This window comes from Olsenella sp. oral taxon 807 (assembly GCF_001189515.2).
Lineage (GTDB): Bacteria > Actinomycetota > Coriobacteriia > Coriobacteriales > Atopobiaceae > Olsenella_F.
This window is the reverse complement of sequence record NZ_CP012069.2, coordinates 2793706-2811068: the sequence shown is the minus strand read 5'-3', so window position 1 is coordinate 2811068 and position 17363 is coordinate 2793706. Positions and strand designations below refer to the sequence as shown.

Sequence of the window (17363 nt, the reverse complement as noted above, 5' to 3'; positions counted from 1 at the left end):
GGACAAGGGAAAGGATAGCGTATGAGCAAGATTTTGGGCATCGATCTGGGCACCACCAACTCCGCGATGGCGGTTCTCGAGGGTGGCGAGCCCACCATCATAGTAAACGCCGAGGGCGACCGTACCACACCCTCCGTCGTCGGTTTCCGCCAAGACGGCGACCGCATCGTCGGTAAGGCCGCAAAGAACCAGGCGGTCACCAACCCCAAGAACACGGTCTTCTCGATCAAGCGCTTCATGGGCCGCCGCTACGACGAGGTTAGCTCCGAGCTCAAGACCATCCCCTACACCGTCAAGCCCGGGACCGGCGGGCGCGCGGTGGTCGAGATCGAGGGCGAGGACTTCACGCCCGAGCAGGTCAGCGCCATGATCCTCTCGAAGATGAAGGCGGACGCCGAGAAGTACTTGGGCGAGACGGTCACCGACGCGGTCATCACCGTTCCTGCTTACTTCAACGACGCCCAGCGCCAGGCCACCAAGGACGCCGGCAAGATCGCTGGCCTCAATGTCCAGCGCATCGTCAACGAGCCCACGGCGGCGGCGCTTGCCTATGGTCTTGACAAGCAGCACAGCGAGCAGAAGGTCCTGGTCTTCGACCTAGGCGGCGGTACGTTTGACGTCTCGATACTGGACCTTGCGGACGGCGTGGTGGAGGTGCTCGCCACCAACGGCGACAACCACCTGGGCGGCGACGACTGGGACCAGAAGATCATCGACTGGATGAGCGAGAAGTTCCAGAAGGAGAACGGCATTGACCTGCGAGGCGACCCCATGGCCCTGCAGCGCCTGAAGGAGGCCGCAGAGAACGCCAAGAAGGAGCTCTCTAGCGCCCAGCAGGCGGACATCAACCTGCCCTTTATTGCCATGGACGCCAGCGGCCCCAAGAACCTCATGTATACGCTGACGCGTGCCGAGTTCGAGCGCATCACGCGCGACCTGCTCGAGCGCTGCAAGACGCCTGTCACGAGTGCCCTTCATGACGCGAATCTGAAGCTCTCTGATATCAACGAGGTCATCCTCGTCGGTGGCTCGAGCCGCATGCCCGCCGTGCAGGAGCTTGTCAAGCAGATGACCGGCAAGCAGCCCAACATGTCAGTGAACCCCGACGAGGTCGTAGCAGACGGTGCCGCCGTCCAAGGTGGCGTCCTGACCGGTGACGTCTCGGGCATCCTCCTGCTCGACGTGACCCCACTATCGCTTGGTGTCGAGACCATGGGCGGCATCATGACAAAGATGATCGACCGCAACACCACGATCCCGACGAGCAAGTCCGAGATCTATTCCACGGCCGCCGACAACCAGACGTCCGTCGAGATCAACGTCTTGCAGGGTGAGCGCGAGATGGCTCGTGACAACAAGAGCCTGGGCAAGTTCAACCTGACTGGTATTCCCTCGGCGCGTCGCGGTGTGCCTCAGATAGAGGTCACCTTTGACATTGACGCCAACGGCATCGTGAAGGTCACCGCCAAGGACAAGGGCACCGGCAAGCAACAGCAGATCACGATCTCTGGCTCCACCGCGCTCTCGGACGATGAGGTTGATCGCATGGTCAAGGACGCGGAGTCCCATGCCGAGGAGGACAAGAAGCACAAGGACGAGATCGAGGTCCGCAACCAAACCGACTCGCTGTGCTACTCAACCGAGCAGACGCTCAAGGACCTGGGCGACAAGGCTCCCGCCGACGTCAAGTCTGAGGTCGAGGCTGCCGTGGCCGACGCGAAGAAGGCCCTTGACGGCACCGACACCGAGGCCATCAAGGCTGCGGGCGAGAGGCTCCAGAATGCTGGTCACAAGCTGGCCGAGATCGTCTACTCCGACACGAACGAGCAGGCCTCCGGCACCAGCGGTACCTCGGGCGCACAGGCCACTGGCAATACCGACGATGTGGTGGACGCCGACTACGAGGTTGTGGATGACGACAAGGGCAGCAAGTAGGGGTGACGGACGATGTGGTTCGCCAAAGATACGCGCAGGGCGGCCCATACGGCCGTCCCCCAGGAGGGTCCAAAGGAGGGTGACGTGAAGGTGCCTATCGAGGTCGAGGGCGAGCAGGACGAGGCAGCTGCCGATGCGACCGCGTCCCAGGCCGACGAAGGTGCGACCGATAGGTCCAAGAACGAGTCTGGGGATGCTGCCGAGAATGGTGATCAGGACGCCGCTAGTGCCGAAAAGGTCGGCACCAAGGATGCCCAGGACACCCAGGATGCCTCCGGTTCCGACGAGGACGAGCGGGCGAAGGTCGAGGCCGCTATTCGTGCAGGTGAGCAGGCGGCGGAGCGCGACCTCAAGCTCGTTGCCGAGCGGCTCTGCCGAGAACGCGACGAGCTGAGGGGCAAGCTTGATGAAGCGGCGTGGGAGATCGAGTCCGCCAAGCAGAAGGCAGCCGATTCCCTGACTCGCCTCACGCGCCTGCAGGCCGACTGGGAGAACTTCCGCCGCCGCACAGCCCAAGAGCGTCTTGCCGAGAAGGACCGCGCCGCCGAGAAGCTGGTGCTCAGCCTTCTGCCTGTGCTCGATGACATGGAGCGTGCCTGCAAGCACGCCGCCGAGAATAGCTCAGACGACGCGGCCGTCATGCAGTTCGTCGAGGGGGTCGAGGCCATTCACGACAAGATGTACGCAGCCCTCAACAGGGAGGGTGTCGAGGTCATCGACCCCGTGGGCGAGGCCTTTGACCCCATGGTCCATCAGGCGGTCGGTCGCGAGGAGAATCACGATGTCTTCGACGAGACGGTGGCGCAGGTGTATCAGAAGGGCTATCGGATGGGCGACAAGATCATCCGCAGCGCGATGGTGACCGTCTCGTTTGGTGGACCCAAGCGTCCTGCGCCAGAGCCTAACTCCGACTCCCCAGAGGATGTCGAGGGCAAGGCTGCTTCCTCCGATGACGCCGCAGGTGAAGAGGTAGGGTAGTCTCGAACCAACGCCGCGCCCGAGCCTGATGGTTCGGGCGCGGATATGTACGCACGACTGATGGGCGAGGGGTACAACCGTAGTCGGGAAGGCCCTTCGCTCATCGACACAACGAAAGGAGGCGTCTGCCTCATGGCAGGAAAGAGAAGCTACTATGACATCCTTGGCGTGAAGCGTGACGCCACGGATGATCAGATAAAAAAGGCGTTCCGCAAGCTCGCGGCCAAGTACCACCCGGACGCCGGCGGGGATGAGCAGAAGTTCAAGGAGGTTAGCGAAGCCTACACCACGCTGTCCGATCCCGAGAAGCGCAGGGAGTATGACCAGCTCCTGATGTTTGGGGGCATTCCTGGCTCAGACTTTGGCGGATCGGGTGGACGCAACCGGGGAGGCTACACCTACACCACCAACGTGAACGGCGCAGACTGGGCGGATATCTTTGAGAACATCCGCAGTGGGGACGGCGCGTTCTCGGGTTTTGACTTCTCGAGCATCTTTGGTGGTCAGGGAGCGGCGGGTGCGCGCGCAAGCCGTCCCGCCAAGGGCTCAGATCTTACGATGACCGTCGAGGTCAGTGCGGACGAGGCCTTCAAGGGCACGCAGCGCAAGGTGAGCTACACGATTCCCTCCACGGGGGAGCGCCAGTCGCTGACCGTCAAGGTACCCGCAGGCGCGGTAGACGGTGGCAAGCTGCGCTACCGTGGGCGCGGGGAGTATGGGGTGAACGGCGGCTCCCGCGGCGATCTCGTTGTGACCACCAAGGTCGCCGAGCACCCTCTCTTCAAGCGTGACGGCGCGGACGTCAAGATGAACCTTCCCATCAGCATGTGGGAGGCCGCCTTGGGCGCGAGCGTCAAGGTGCCCACGCCCGACGGCACGGAGGTCATGCTCAAGGTCCCCGCAGGAACGCAGGACGGCAAGACCTTCCGCTTCCGCAACATGGGAGCTGAGGACGTGAGGCACAAGGGCGGAAAGGGCGCCCTGTACGTGACGGTCAAGGTCCAGGTGCCTGCGCATCTCTCCGTAAAGGAGCGTGACGCGCTCGAGTCGCTGAGGCAGGGTGACACGCGCGCCTACAGGAAGGACGTTGAGCGCTATGTCGAGTAGCGACGAGGCTTCCGGCAGGGACGCCAGCAGTGACGCTAGCGGGGTCGCCGACGCTGGAAGGGATAAGCCCCTCTACATGATAAGCGTTGCCGCCGAGCTTACGGGCATGCACCCACAGACCCTTCGCGTGTACGAGCAGAAGGGCCTTGTGAACCCCGGGCGCTCGCGCGGCAACACGCGCCTGTACTCCCGCAGCGACATCGAGCGGCTCAACCTCATCAGCAAGCTCACGGACGAGGGCATCAACCTTGCCGGCGTGGTGCGCATCCTAGACATGCAGGAGCGCGCGCAGGAGCGGGAGCGCGAGATCGACGGGCTGAGGTCCCGTCTGCGCGAACTCGAGGACGACCTCCACGAGCTGCGCCTGCGCGAGAAGATCACGGCACTTGCCCGCTACGACGGGGCCAGCCCCGAGCAGGTCATGCGCGGACTGCTCCGCAGCAGCGGTGACGCGTGAGGCAATGGCGCGCACATGCCTCAAGCAGCTGCGCGCGTGCGCGCGAACTGCGTGCGCGAACAACAGTGTACACAAATGGGCCAATTGCGACGATACGCCGAAAATTTGGCCATTTGTGTACACTATTCATGCTTGGGCCGAGAGACGCCACTCTCATTAGTGTACACAAATCAAGCGCTCGGCCCAATTTGCTTGAAACTCAGCGATTTGTGTACACTGTTCGCGTATCCCCCCATCCGTCCCGTCTCGCGCCCGCATTCTCGATGGTGCCCTCATGCCATGCCATGCCATGCCATACCTGTACTGCGTACGCCCCCACGAGCGGGCTCCGGGATTTACCAATGTGCCTTTCCGACTGTGAATGAGTCGGCGCAACTTCGACGCGCTTGCCCGCGCGGGCGACCAGGAGTTATACTTTTTAAACTCCAAGTGGCAGCCCGACACCCGTCGGCGTCCGCACGGGAAGAAGGGAAGGCAGCATGGCAGAACGTGAGGCATACCTCGTCGTCAAGGGCGTCGAGAAGCACTATGGCGAGGGAGAGGCGCGCGTCAAGGTGCTGAGAGGCATCGACTGCACCATCACCAAGGGTGAGATCTGCGTCTTTCTCGGCCCATCAGGCTCAGGCAAGTCGACGTTCTTGAACGTTGTGGGTGGCCTTGAGACTGCAGATGCCGGCAGCATCATCGTGGGTGATACCGACATCACCAAGATTGCAGGCAAGGAGCTTGTGGAGTACCGCAGACGCGAGCTTGGCTTCATCTTCCAGTTCTACAACCTCGTACCCGACCTTACGGTACGCGAGAACATCGAGGTTTGCGAGTACCTCTCCAAGGAGCCGCTGTCCGTGGATGATCTGCTGCACTCGCTTGGCCTCTGGGAGCATCGCAACAAGTTTCCCAATCAGATTTCGGGTGGCCAGCAGCAGCGCTGCGCCATCGGTCGTGCCCTCGTGAAGGCGCCCGGCCTGTTGCTGTGCGACGAGCCCACAGGTGCGCTCGACTACAAGACGTCCAAGGAGATCCTGGAGCTCATGGAGCGCGTTAACCAGGACTTTGGCACCACGATGGTCATCGTCACGCACAACGATGCCATCTGCAGGATGAGCAACCACATCCTGCGCCTGCGTGACGGCCTCCTCATCGAGGACGAGGTCAACCCTACCCTCACGCCCGCGTCCGAGCTGACTTGGTAAGGGGGCGTGCAGATGTCTCCTCTTGGCAAGCGTTACCCGCGCTCGATCAAACATAACCTCGGGCGCTATATTGGGCTGCTGATCCTGCTGATGATGGCCGTAGGTCTCGGCAACGGCTACATGCAGGCGGCGCAAAACAACATCGACATGATGAGCGGCATGCGCGAGAAGTACAACGTCGAGGACGGTCGCTTCATGACCGACTTCAAGGCTAAGGCAGATGCCATCAAGGATGTCGAGGCGCTGGGCTGTACGGTGCACGAGAACTTTAGCTATGATGCCAGCCTCACCATCCCCGGGCGCACCATCGACGACACGACGGTTCGCCTCTATGGTGACCGCGAGGGCTTCGATGAGGTGAGCTATACCGAGGGCCGCGCGCCCGAGACAGACGACGAAGTGGCGCTCGACCGTGTGTTCATGCAGAACAACAAGCTGTCCTTGGGCGATACCGTGGAGTTCGACGGCAAGGCGTTCACAATCTGCGGCATCGTGACCTTCTCCGACTACGTCACGCTCTTCAAGAACAATGCTGACGTCGTGTACAACGCCCTCACGTTTGGCGTGGGTCAAGTCAGGTCGGGGGCACGTGACGCGCTGGCCAAGGGTGACCAGACCTTCACATACTCGTTCTTCTTCGGTGACCGCAACCTGTCCCTGGCCGATCGCGTCAGCCGTGAGAAGCGCATGGTCAAGGTGCTCGTCGACCATGGCGTCTCGGTGGGCGACATGATCGACTACGAGTACAACCAGGGTATCAGCTATGCCACGGGCGACAACGAGGGCGACCTTAGCACGGCCCTGACCCTCACGGTCATCCTCACGATCGTCCTCGCCTTCATCTTTGTGCTGCTCACCAATGCCACCATCGAGCAGGAGAGCAGTGCCATCGGCACGCTGCTCTCGATGGGCTACACAAAGGGCGAGCTGGTCAGGCACTACCTCACGCTGCCGATGATCGTGGGTGTGGTGGGCTGCCTGCTGGGCCTTGGATACGCCATCCCGGTGGAGAACACTATCCGAAAGTCGTATTACAACACGTACAGCCTGCCTCCCTACGTGCGCAGCTTCCATCCTGACATCCACCTCAAGACGGTCCTCGTGCCGCTTGTGCTGCTGTTCGCAATCCTCCTCGTTGGCCTTTTGCTCAAGCTGCGCCTTACGCCGCTGCAATTTTTGCGCGGCGAGGTGCGAGGTGGCAGGGGTGCGAAGAAGGAGTCGTCGCTGCCCGAGGGCATGGGCTACGTGCAGCGCTTTCGCCTGCGCGTCTTCCTGCGCAACACCTCGAGCTTCGTCGTGCTGTTCGTGGGCATCCTCGTCGCCAACACGCTGCTGCTCTTCTCGCTCTCCGTCATGCCGTCGGTTCGCAGCTATGCGGTCGAGCTGAAGCGCGGCATCGTGGCGGAGCACATCTATACGCTCAAGGACGAGCTGCGGATTGATGGCACTGCCGACGAGCGAGCCGCATGGGCCGCCATCGAGAAGATCACCACCAACGAGAGGTACGCCGGCATTGACCTTGGCCTCATCGAGGGTGTGGCCAATGACCTGCAGGCCGCAGGCTCGAGCTTTCGTGACTTTGACAAGGACGCCATTGGCGCACTTGCCCTCATGAGCAAGCTCACGAAGGCCGACGTGGACGATTCCGACGAGCTTAGGCTGCTTATGCGAGCCTATCGCGTGGATGACTTCACCGACCTTGCCGATACCAACTTTCACAAGCTGTTTGTCGCGGTCATGGCCAAGCAAGGTGTGGACCTCTCCGGTGCCACCGACGGTCAGCTCACCACCTTGCTCAAGCACGCGCACGAGTTGAGCGAGCAGATCGCTCCCCTTAGCGACGATGAACGCAACGACTTTGGTAACCTCGTCGCTGACGTCTCGAAGGTGGACAATTTCGACATCGCCGTGAACCCCGTCAAGATGAGTCAGGCCACGATTGACCAGGCAGAGCCCTTCGCCGCCACTCGGCTCGAGTGCGGCCGCGCGCTCGATGACAGCAACGAGACAATCACCATATATGGCATCCGGGAGGGTTCCTCATACCACACCGGCATCGACGTGAGCGGTGGGCGCATCGTAGCAGACGCCGGTCTGCTTGAGAAGTGCGGCATCACGCTCGGCGAGCCCGCCGCGTTCACCGACCGCACGACGGGCAACACCTACGACATCACGGTTGATGGGGCGACCTCGTTTGCCGTCTCGACCAACGTGTACATGAGCATCGACACGTTCAACCGGATGTTCGGCAAGGACGAGGGCTACTTCAACGGGTACTTCTCCAACGAGGCGCTCGACCTCAACCGGCGCTACCTTGCGTCCGACTACACCCCGGCAGACGCCGACAAGATTGCCAACCAGCTTGAGGACAGCTATGGCGACATCATGAACGTCGTCACATGGCTCTCGATCCCCATCTTCATCATCGTCATCTACCTGCTCACCAAGACGCTCATCGACAGAAGCGCACGCTCCATCGCCTACATGAAGGTCTTTGGCTACAAGAATCGTGAGATCGACAAGCTCTACCTGCGCTCCATCACGGTGGGCGTGGTCATTTCGCTGCTCGTGAGCGTGCCCATCCTCAGGGAGCTCATCGGCGTGGTGTATACGCTCATGCTGGCTGCGCAAAACGGCAATTACGTCTATACGATGACGCCGCACATCGTTGTCATCGACCTTGTCGTAGCGCTCATCACCTACCTCGTGGTGGCGTTGCTGCACATGCGCCACATCAAGAAGGTGCCGCTGTCGCTGGCGCTCAAGGTCGTCGAGTAGCGAGACGCCCAAGCAGCGGCGTGCGCAAGCAACAGTGTGCGCGCGGGCAGCGGCGCGCCCAGGCAACGGCGTGCGTGCGAGCAGCGGCGCGCCCAGGCAACGGCGCGCGTGCGGGCAGCAGCGCGCACAAGCAACAATGTGCGTGCGAGCAATAGTGTACACAAATGGGCGAATTACGCCAATTTGTTGGGAATCTCGCCATTTGTGTACACTATTCATCCGTGGGTCGAGAGACACCATCCTCATTAGTGTACACAAATCAAGTATTTCGGCCAGTTTGCTTGAAAATCAGCGATTTGTGTACACTGTTTAAGTACCCCGTATCCGTGCCGTCTCGCACCCACGCGCCGGCCCATCACGCCGGCATCCTCGCGTGGACCTTAGACGAACACAATGGTCACTTCCTCTATGTGGCCGTGAGGCGTGCTCATGTAACGCTCGTACTCTCGGGCAAGCTGGCGGCCCCGCGCCCCTGGCAGCAGCATCCAAATAAGCCGCTGGCGCATCCGGGCGAGCGCGGGTGATGCGGGCACCTCAAAATGAGCCGTGTCCTTTCGCTTCGCCAGGTGTTCGATGGTGTCTATGACCCGCATCATGAGGGTATCGAGTCCTCCTTTCTGGTAGAGGTCCTCTCTCGTTACCGGCAGGACCGCCAGACCCTGGGACCATAGGTCTCTGTCGCGCCTGCGGTCATCCACATACTTATCGCGGACCTGACGAATTGCAGCCTGCACGGCCTGGCTGGCAACCACCATGTCGCTCGCGCAAGGTTCGCTGGTAGAGCGGCTGACAGAGCTGTCGACCTTATGGGCTCGAGGCACCTTGGCGGTGGCCGAAGGTGTCTCGGCAGTGGCCAGGGACGCCTCGGCAGCCACATGCGCAATCTGCTCAAGCTCCAGGTGGACGCCCCCGTCGTAGTTAAGGCCCACGCCCGTCTTCCCAAAGAGGATGTCTGGCACGCGAGAATGGGTGGCATTGGTGTGAATATCCACAGGCACAGCTGAGCTACCCGCGTCCATGCATGGATCGCTCACGCGTACGCGTGGGTTGAGCGTGAGCGGCGCCATGTTATATCCCAGGTGGTGGTAGGGGAGCAGCGCGAGTGCAGCGATAAGGGATTCGGTGGGTGACCATGCCCCCGCGCAGACAAGAGGGGCGAGTTCGCGGGTCTGCCTGAGTCCCGCCATGCCCCTGCAGGCCCCCACATACGAGAGGATGGCCTCTGGCGTGGTCGCGGGTTCAATGTTGAAACTCACCTCACCATCGCGCGGGTCCATGGGATCGCGAGAGAAGCGACCGCAGAGCTCGAGGCCCAGCATAAGCTGGACTGCGGGTTGCATAAAGGCGCCCATCTCGACAAACAGAAGCTCGGGTCCTGCCACAGAGACGCCGCAGCCAAGATCGACGAAAGCGTTCTTGGGAAGTGGGTGTCCGTACACGTGGTTCTTGATCCCAGAGATGCGCAGGCGTTTGTCCTTGGCGGGAACCGCGATGTCGAGTGGTCGTTTTGCAGGAAAGGGACAGAGGCCCTCGAAGCGCGCCAAGGCCGTAGAGAGGCGCTTGGCAGACCAGCGTTTGCCCTCGGCAAAGACAGGAGCAGAGAGGCCCGTGCGCAGGGAGAGCACCTCGGGACCAAGGTCCTCAATCCGTTGTGCTCGTACCGCGCGGATCAGCCGCAGGGCAGCCAGCCCATCGATGGTGATATTCACAGCGCTCCTCTCCCTTGCGCCACGCGGCGCCGTGTTCTCGTATGGCGCTGCACCCTAGCATCGCGCCATCCCTGTTGGCGCCGCACGCCCTTCGTACCACGACCTTGTGCCGCACCGTGCGACCCCCTTGCGCCGCACGCCCCTTGCATAGCGCGGCGCCGGTTACGCTTGCAAACAGTGTACACAAATTGCATGAATGCGGCTATATCACCACGACATGGGGCAAAAGTGTACGATATTGATGGCCGCAACCACTGGATTCAGGTCGCTTGCCGGGGTAAAGCCGGTCAGCTACATGGCTGCAAGGCGACCGTCTTTCATCTCGAGCACCTCGTCATAGCGCACGGCATGCTCCGCATCCAGCTGATGCGTCACGGCTATCAGGGTCACCCCATCAAGCGCCAGTAGCGTGTCCTCAACCCGTGTGGCAGTCTCCTTGTCTAAGGCCGAGGTCGCCTCGTCCACGAGCAGCGTCGTCTTGCCGTAGAGTAGGGCGCGGGCTATAGCCACGCGCTGGCGCTCCCCACCAGAGAGGCGCCCCCCGCCCTCCCCGACCGGCGTGTCAAGCCCGTCGGGCAGCGCGGCGACCACCTCGCCAAGGCCGGCAAGGCGCAGGGCGCTTCCAATCTGCTTGTCCGTGAACGTTCCCCCGAGGACTATGTTCTCGCGCAGCGTGTCATCAAACAAAAAGACGTTCTGGTGCACCCAGGCCGCATCGGGGACGCAGCCTGCCCTGCCATCTACGAGCACATGGCCTGAGCTGGGGCGTAAGGATCCACCTAAGAGGCCCAGTAGGGTGGACTTGCCACAGCCGCTCTTGCCCACGATGGCATACTTCTTGCCGATGTCGAAGTGCTTCGAGCGGTCGCGCAGGGTCGTGGGCGCATTGGAGAGTCTGCCCTCGGCCGGGCCCGTATCGCCGTACGAGAAGCTCACGTCGTCGAGCTCGATGGAGCGCCTCGGCTCGCACACCGCGATCTCTTGCCTGGCACCCGGCGTGTCGCTCGGCACGTCGCTCAGCTTGTCGAGCCTGTCGAGGATGGGATAGGTCGACTTGAGCTTGCTGATCTTGTCGGACAGCTCCGTCGCAGGGGAGATGACGCTGCCCGAGAGCTGCGTGACGGCAACGATGCTGCCGATGGTGACGTAACCCCATATCGCGAACACGCCCGTCATGCCCATGATGCAGAACTGCATGGCGATGCCAACGACGCTTGCGAGGCTTCGAGCGCACGCCATCGTCATGTTGAGGTTGGCCTTATGCCTCTGGTAGCGGCCAATCATCCCACTCAGCTTGTCGAGCTCATGTTGCTCTACATGAAACGATCGTATGACTTCGCCCCCTTGGGCGGTGTCGCGTACGTGCCCATTATAGCTTTTAGCATCCTCGACAACCTGCTGTTGCTGACAGGACAGGCGCTTCCCGAAGAGCTGCGGGACCAACGTCGGCAGAGCCATGCCCGCAAGGGAGATCAGCGCGACGAGCGGGTTGATCAGCACGAGCATGATGCAGCCTATGGCGATCTTGAAGACGGACTCCAGAATGCCCAGGGAGCCTGTGATGCAATCGTTCTCGAGCACGTCCATGTTCTGGCCGAGGACGGTCAGCTGCTCTGCGCTGTCGCAGACGTGACCGCACGACGCGCCCGCTATCATCCCGCGCGCCGCCCCCTCGCGAATGTTGACCATGGCGTCCCTGACGATGAGCGCCCTCAGGACGTCGGAGGCAAGGCTCAGGGCTCCAAGCACCAGTGCGTACAGGCACGACGCGAGGGCTAGGCGCACCATCGGCGAGACGTCCCCAACGGCCACGGTGGCTGTGGCGGCGTCAAGCAGGGCGCTGAGCAGGAGCGCTATGCCCATCGATGACAAGCAGAAGAGAAAATCGACCACGCAGAAGCAGGCAAGCTCCCTGGTGCCGATGTGCTTTCGTATGTACCGCATTCCTCGCATACCGATGTGCCTCCTTACGATGACACGTGCATCATCGCAGGGATGGCGGCATGACTCCATATCGAATGATGTACATTTGAACGTTCGTGAGACGCTATGTCACAACGATGGCGGGGTGCGGGCGTTCGCGTCAGAGCCTCACGCCCATGTTCTCCTGGACCCAGTTCCGTACTGCAGCAGCGTGCTCATGCTGCCCCGTGAGGTCCATGTACGGGGCGATGTGCCTAAGGATGCCCAGGGCCTCGTCCCTCTGCCCCTCGCGATACCTGACGCGCGCCTCCGCGTAGAGAATCACGGGCATGTATGTGAGAATCCCCTCGTCAAGGGCCTCGCTGTGGGCGCGCTCGATGTAGCGGAGGGACTCGGCGTAGCGTCCCTCCTGCTCGAGGCTCAGCGCAAGGTTGAGCTCGCAGCCAATCTTGTCATCGGCCCAGTCCTGCGTGCCATTGTCCTGGTTGTCCATCGACTCGATGAGCTCCTCGCCAAGACGTGACGCATCGGCATGCCGTCCCAGGTAGCACAGTGTCGGGACCATGAGGCCTATGCACTCGGCTTCTGTCGGAGACAGCAGCGTGTGCCTGAAGTCATCGAGCCTTAGTGTCGGCTTGGTCAGCCTGATGGCTTGGTCGAGCAGATCGAGCGCTCGGCCCAGCTCGCTACCATCTATCGTGATGAGCGTAGATGCGTTCAGCATGAGGTAGAGCTGCCGGTAGCTTGGTCTCTCGCGAGACGACTCGTCCATGGAGTCAAGCAGCTCGCGTGCCTCGTCCGGTCTCCCACGGTGCAGCAGGGCCCTGGTGCGCTTGGCAGCCCGTGCGAACTCGCTGTCGCGCTCGTTTTTGTAGTAGACGTCGCAGAGCTGGTAGGTGCTGGCCCCAAGACGGGAGAGCAGGCCATCGAGCACGGCCTTCGTGGGCATCTGCCTTCCGGTCTCGACGCGCGAGACGGTAACGGGCGAGCATATGCCCTCGGCAAGCTCTTCCTGCGTGAGGTGCCTCTCCTTTCTGAGCAGACGAATGGTGCTTCCCAGCGAGTTGTTGTCTTCCATTGCTACCGCCTATCGTAGCCCTGATGCCCCGTGCGTTTCAGGCAGGTGCTGTGCCGCGATGCTGCCAGGCCGGTCTCCGTCGCCCCTCTCGGTAGGCGCCGGTGCAGGCGCCATCACCGGCCCCATGGGTTGTCATCCCATGCGCTTGCATCGCGCTGACGCCGAGAACTCATGCCCATCAAAAACCGGGAGGATCCTCTAAAATAAACCCTAGTTCTTTCTGATTGTAGAACTACCGCCTGATCAAACCAAAGAAAATCGAGAAAATCGCAGGTCGAGGCCCCAAGGGGCCTCTCTTGTGCTATATTATATGTAGTGCTACTTACTACTTCCTGTGTGGCACGGGAGGCGACCGGGATGCCGTTCATAAAGGTGCAGAAGCTGGTCAGGGACGAGTCCGGCGCAATCAGGAGCGGGTCCGCCGCCGTGGTCGACACGTCGTACGTGCGCGGCGCCAAGTACCACTCGGCGCAGGCGGTGCGCGAGAGGCTGGGCAAGGTCGTCTGGCTCGCGGACGACAGGCGCTCGGGCGTGTTCGCGTCACCGACGCGCGGCCTGGTGGAGTACGACGCGGACGCCGACGGATTCGCGCCGGTGGCCAAGGGCGACGAGCGGCTGGCGAACACGGGCGCGTTCCCCGAGCCGCCGCGGCACCTGGAGCTCGGCCCCGAGCACCTGCTGCTGTCGTTCCTGGGCGCCGATGGGGTCGCGGGGTGCCTCAGGGAGGCGCTCCCCGACGACCGGTCCTACCAGCGCGCCCTCGCCCACGTCACGCACGGCGTGGTGCGGGACGGGAGCCGCGAGACCTGCGACAACATGGTGGCCAGGTCCTTCGCGGCTCTGGCGCTGCCGGGCGTGCCGCCCGCGTCGCTGAGATCGGACACGGCGTTCTTCTCGGCGATGGGCGCCGACGGGGCGAAGGTCGCGTTCTTCAGGGCGTTCGCCAGGCTCATGAGGAGGACGAAGCCCGGCTTCGGCCGCGCATGCTACGTGGACTCCACCCCGCTCCCGAACGACGCGGTCGACAACCCGCTCAACGCCCTCTGCAGCCACGGGCTGAGGGGCGCGGCGGTCCAGATGCGCCTCGCGCTCGTGCTCGACGAGACGACGGGGCTGCCCGTCTGGTACGAGGTCGTGCCCGGCAACGTACTTGACCTCTCGACCATAAAGACCGTGATGGGCGACGTCCTCGCCACGCTCGGCATCGAGGTCGTAACCGCGGTCCTCGACGCGGGCTACGCGTCGCGCGAGCTGCTCGAGGCCTTCTCCGAGGGCGAGAGGGACGTGCTGGTCAGGATGCCGGCGAGGAGGGGGTACCCGTACCGCGAGCTCTGGCGGGGCGTCCGCTCTCTGATCGGCAAGGGCAAGTACGCGATCACGCGCTCCGGCCACCTCTACTTCGCCAGGAGGCGCGACGTCGAGGTGCAGGGCGTGAGGCTGCACTGCTACGTCTACGTGGACCAGACCAACGCCACGCCGCGCTTCGCCAGGTGGCTGGACAAGAACCAGGAGAGGTTCGACGGGATGTCGCTCGCCGAGAAGGACTGGGAGACCGTGCGGCAGGGCTACTTCGTGCTGATGTCCACCAAGGTCGCGACGCCCCGCGAGATCCTGGACGAGTACTTCTGCCGCACCGAGATCGAGGGCGTCTTCAAGACCAGCAAGGACTACCTGGGCCTGCTGCCGCTGCGCAAGTGGAGCGACCTCACCGTGCGCGGCAAGATCCTCGCCGACATCATCGGCACCATCGTGGTGCTCAGGATGCGCAAGGCGCTCGCCGGGGCCGACGTCTCCCTCACCGAGGTATGGGGCAAGGCCAGGTCGCTGTCCTGCTACACCAACGCCGACGGCAGGGTCGTGGTCGAGACGCCGTCGAGGCAGGTCCGCGAGTACTACAAGGCGCTCGGGGTGAAGGTGCCCTCGTCAATCGACGTCAGGGAATTCGACCGTGACGTCCTCGGCCTGGAGCTGTAGTTCTACAATTAGCGTCATCTAGGGATAAATCGCTCTGTGATCCCGTCCGGGCAAGATATAAAACCAGCTCGTCATATCATAGTCACTGTATGTCCTTTTGTTTACAATGTTAGTATATCGTCTCATTAGCAAGTCTCTCAGGTTCAGCATAGTGCTGCCTTACCCGTACGTAAGGGGCATGGGCATAGCTTACGATTCCCATCCATCGAAACGGATGACTGCAACATCCGCCCTGAGGAGGAAGAAGCGAGAACGACATGAGCTTGGATCTACAGATAGAAGTGACGGGCCTTACAAAGCGATTTCCCCTCTCAAGGGAGCAGAGGAAGGAACAGGGGACTGCCAAGCGGCATATCGTCGCAGTTGATGGACTCTCTTTTAACGTTACGCAAGGCGAGGTGTTTGGGTTGCTCGGACCAAACGGAGCCGGCAAGACGACCACGCTCAGGCTCCTGTCAACCCTCATCGCGCCCGACAGCGGGGAGGCCATCATCCACGGTCACTCGATCACAGCCGACCCAAAGGGCGTGAGGGGCTGCATAGGGTTTCTGACCAGCGAGCTCAGGCTCGAGGAGATATTCTCTCCCAGCTACCTGTTCGACTTCTTTGCCGGCCTCCATCACGTTGACCCAGAGTGGGCGTCAGAGAGAAAAAGGCTCCTGTTCGCGCAGTTTGGCATCGACAGGTACTCACACATGAAGCTCGCGGAACTATCGACGGGCATGAGGCAGATGACATCCCTCGTGGTGGCCATAGCCCACGACCCTGCGGTCATCATCTTTGACGAGCCTACGAACGGCCTCGATCTTGTGGCCGCGAAAACCGTCACAGACTTCATCTTCGAGATGAGGGAGCAGGGCAAGACCATCATCCTTTCAACCCACCTCTTCGATCTGGTCAAGAGGGTATGTGACAGAGTCGGCATCATCATAGGCGGCAGCATGGTCTTTCAGGACTCGCTCTCCTCGCTCTCTGCGGGCAGTGACCTGGAAGACCTGTTCTTCAAGCTGTACGATGGGACACGGGGGCAACGATGAGAAACGACACGCTCAGCATCTTCAAGAAGGAGATGGACAGGTTCCTCCACAATAAGGCCAGCGCTGCGGCAGCCATCATCTTGCCCGGCCTGTTCATATTCCTACTATGGACGATCATGGGAAACACGCTCCGAACGAGCGCCAACAAGGCAGAGAGCATATCTGAGCTGACAATCTATGCCGTCAACCCCTCGCAGAACATCGGGCAGATTGCCAGCAGCGCAGGCATGACCATCACGGAGATTTCAGGCCTGCCGACCAAGGAAGAGATGCACGACCAGATAGAGAGCGGGTCAGCCCAAGCCTACATAGCTTTCCCCGAGGACTTTGACAGGCAGATCGAGGTGGGGACAGGCCCCGGCGGTACCGTCCCGCAGATTGAGGTCTACTACAATTCCTCCGACACGAAGTCAGCTCTGGCCTACACGACCATCCAGACGATGCTCGACCAGTACGAGACGTCCTTTGACAACCGCTTTGACGTGAACCGTGCGGGTGAGGGCTATGACCTCATGCGCAGCCAGGATCAGACGAGCCAGTTTGCCGTCGCGTTCGTACCGTTCATGCTCTTGGTCCTTGTGTTCAGCAGCAGCATGTCGGTCGCGGCTGAGGCCATCGCCGGCGAGAAGGAACGTGGTACGATAGCTACCCTTCTGGCCACCCCCATCAACAGGCAGGACATCGCGCGAGGCAAGATCCTCGCGTGTTCCCTGATCGGACTGGCGATTGCCGCGTCGAGTTCGATCGGCATCTTCTTGAGCCTACCCTCCCTCATGCGGGGTCAGTTTGATGCAGGCAGCTATGGTCCAGTCGAGCTATGCCTGCTTGGCCTTGTCGTGCTCTCGGTCACGCTTTTGGTGGTCACCATCATCGTCATCGTGTCTACGCTCGCCACGTCCACGAAGGAGGCGCAGACGTGGCTCACCCCGATCATGATGGCCGTGATGGGCATTGGCATAGTGGGGATAGCGTCCAAGGGAGTCCAGACAAACCCACTATTCTACGCACTGCCCCTCTACAACGGGGTCGAGTCCATGATCGGTATACTGTCCTTTAGGATCGACCTCGCATCGATAGCCGTCTGCATAGGAAGCAACATCGTGTTCTCCCTCCTTGGCCTGCTCGTCTTGGAGCGCCTCTTCAAGAGCGAGCGTGTGATGTTTGCCCATTAGGGACGAGTCGCCGGGAGGGTGC

Annotated in this window: 12 protein-coding genes; 9 read left to right on the top strand and 3 right to left on the bottom strand. The window is 61.7% G+C overall.

The window, feature by feature from the left end; all coding sequences use genetic code 11:
• Window positions 1-21: 21 nt before the first annotated feature.
• The 6 genes from dnaK to ADJ70_RS12080 all read left to right on the top strand — a co-directional run bounded on the left by dnaK (window position 22) and on the right by ADJ70_RS12080 (window position 8448).
• Window positions 22-1935: a molecular chaperone DnaK gene (gene dnaK, locus ADJ70_RS12105; RefSeq protein WP_050341768.1), complete on the top strand. Its 1914-nt coding sequence runs from the start codon at window positions 22-24 to the stop codon at window positions 1933-1935.
• 12 nt (window positions 1936-1947) lie between these two features.
• On the top strand, window positions 1948-2913 hold the full coding sequence (gene grpE / locus ADJ70_RS12100; protein ID WP_050341765.1) for a nucleotide exchange factor GrpE: 966 nt from the start codon (window positions 1948-1950) through the stop codon (window positions 2911-2913).
• Window positions 2914-3045: 132 nt separating this feature from the next.
• Window positions 3046-4020 carry a DnaJ C-terminal domain-containing protein gene (locus tag ADJ70_RS12095; protein ID WP_050341763.1) on the top strand — a complete coding sequence of 325 codons (975 nt, stop codon included), beginning with the start codon at window positions 3046-3048 and terminating at the stop codon, window positions 4018-4020.
• A gap of 76 nt (window positions 4021-4096) precedes the next feature.
• Entirely contained in the window at window positions 4097-4477 is a 381-nt protein-coding gene (locus tag ADJ70_RS12090; RefSeq protein ID WP_050344587.1) for a heat shock protein transcriptional repressor HspR, read from the top strand.
• A 479-nt stretch (window positions 4478-4956) separates the two neighbouring features.
• Window positions 4957-5670: an ABC transporter ATP-binding protein gene (locus tag ADJ70_RS12085; protein WP_050341762.1), complete on the top strand. Its 714-nt coding sequence runs from the start codon at window positions 4957-4959 to the stop codon at window positions 5668-5670.
• 12 nt (window positions 5671-5682) lie between these two features.
• Entirely contained in the window at window positions 5683-8448 is a 2766-nt protein-coding gene (locus tag ADJ70_RS12080) for an FtsX-like permease family protein (protein ID WP_050341760.1), read from the top strand.
• Window positions 8449-8828: 380 nt separating this feature from the next.
• Here the strand turns inward: ADJ70_RS12080 and ADJ70_RS12075 are convergent, their stop codons facing one another.
• From ADJ70_RS12075 to ADJ70_RS12065, 3 genes are all read right to left on the bottom strand, one after another.
• Window positions 8829-10157 carry a hypothetical protein gene (locus tag ADJ70_RS12075; RefSeq protein ID WP_050341759.1) on the bottom strand — a complete coding sequence of 443 codons (1329 nt, stop codon included), beginning with the start codon at window positions 10155-10157 and terminating at the stop codon, window positions 8829-8831.
• Between the two features lie 291 nt (window positions 10158-10448).
• Entirely contained in the window at window positions 10449-12110 is a 1662-nt protein-coding gene (locus ADJ70_RS12070) for an ABC transporter ATP-binding protein (protein ID WP_062393149.1), read from the bottom strand.
• 130 nt (window positions 12111-12240) lie between these two features.
• Window positions 12241-13158 carry a helix-turn-helix domain-containing protein gene (locus ADJ70_RS12065; protein WP_050341754.1) on the bottom strand — a complete coding sequence of 306 codons (918 nt, stop codon included), beginning with the start codon at window positions 13156-13158 and terminating at the stop codon, window positions 12241-12243.
• A gap of 357 nt (window positions 13159-13515) precedes the next feature.
• On the opposite strand from ADJ70_RS12065, the gene ADJ70_RS12060 reads away from it, so the two are divergent.
• The 3 genes from ADJ70_RS12060 to ADJ70_RS12050 all read left to right on the top strand — a co-directional run bounded on the left by ADJ70_RS12060 (window position 13516) and on the right by ADJ70_RS12050 (window position 17341).
• The gene (locus ADJ70_RS12060; protein WP_050340583.1) at window positions 13516-15132 is read left to right on the top strand and encodes a transposase; all 1617 of its coding nucleotides are present in this window, start codon (window positions 13516-13518) and stop codon (window positions 15130-15132) included.
• A gap of 257 nt (window positions 15133-15389) precedes the next feature.
• Entirely contained in the window at window positions 15390-16169 is a 780-nt protein-coding gene (locus ADJ70_RS12055) for an ABC transporter ATP-binding protein (protein ID WP_050341752.1), read from the top strand.
• The gene (locus ADJ70_RS12050) at window positions 16166-17341 is read left to right on the top strand and encodes an ABC transporter permease (protein WP_050341751.1); all 1176 of its coding nucleotides are present in this window, start codon (window positions 16166-16168) and stop codon (window positions 17339-17341) included. Before ADJ70_RS12055 ends, ADJ70_RS12050 begins: the two co-directional genes overlap by 4 nt.
• Window positions 17342-17363 lie beyond the last annotated feature (22 nt).

Bases quoted from the DNA above. Each gene is read 5' to 3' on its own strand.
- dnaK (WP_050341768.1), top strand. From the start codon at position 22: ATGAGCAAGATTTTGGGCATCGATCTGGGCACCACCAACTCCGCGATG.
- grpE (WP_050341765.1), top strand. From the start codon at position 1,948: ATGTGGTTCGCCAAAGATACGCGCAGGGCGGCCCATACGGCCGTCCCC.
- ADJ70_RS12095 (WP_050341763.1), top strand. From the start codon at position 3,046: ATGGCAGGAAAGAGAAGCTACTATGACATCCTTGGCGTGAAGCGTGAC.
- ADJ70_RS12090 (WP_050344587.1), top strand. From the start codon at position 4,097: ATGATAAGCGTTGCCGCCGAGCTTACGGGCATGCACCCACAGACCCTT.
- ADJ70_RS12085 (WP_050341762.1), top strand. From the start codon at position 4,957: ATGGCAGAACGTGAGGCATACCTCGTCGTCAAGGGCGTCGAGAAGCAC.
- ADJ70_RS12080 (WP_050341760.1), top strand. From the start codon at position 5,683: ATGTCTCCTCTTGGCAAGCGTTACCCGCGCTCGATCAAACATAACCTC.
- ADJ70_RS12070 (WP_062393149.1), bottom strand. From the start codon at position 12,110: ATGCGAGGAATGCGGTACATACGAAAGCACATCGGCACCAGGGAGCTT.
- ADJ70_RS12065 (WP_050341754.1), bottom strand. From the start codon at position 13,158: ATGGAAGACAACAACTCGCTGGGAAGCACCATTCGTCTGCTCAGAAAG.
- ADJ70_RS12060 (WP_050340583.1), top strand. From the start codon at position 13,516: ATGCCGTTCATAAAGGTGCAGAAGCTGGTCAGGGACGAGTCCGGCGCA.
- ADJ70_RS12055 (WP_050341752.1), top strand. From the start codon at position 15,390: ATGAGCTTGGATCTACAGATAGAAGTGACGGGCCTTACAAAGCGATTT.
- ADJ70_RS12050 (WP_050341751.1), top strand. From the start codon at position 16,166: ATGAGAAACGACACGCTCAGCATCTTCAAGAAGGAGATGGACAGGTTC.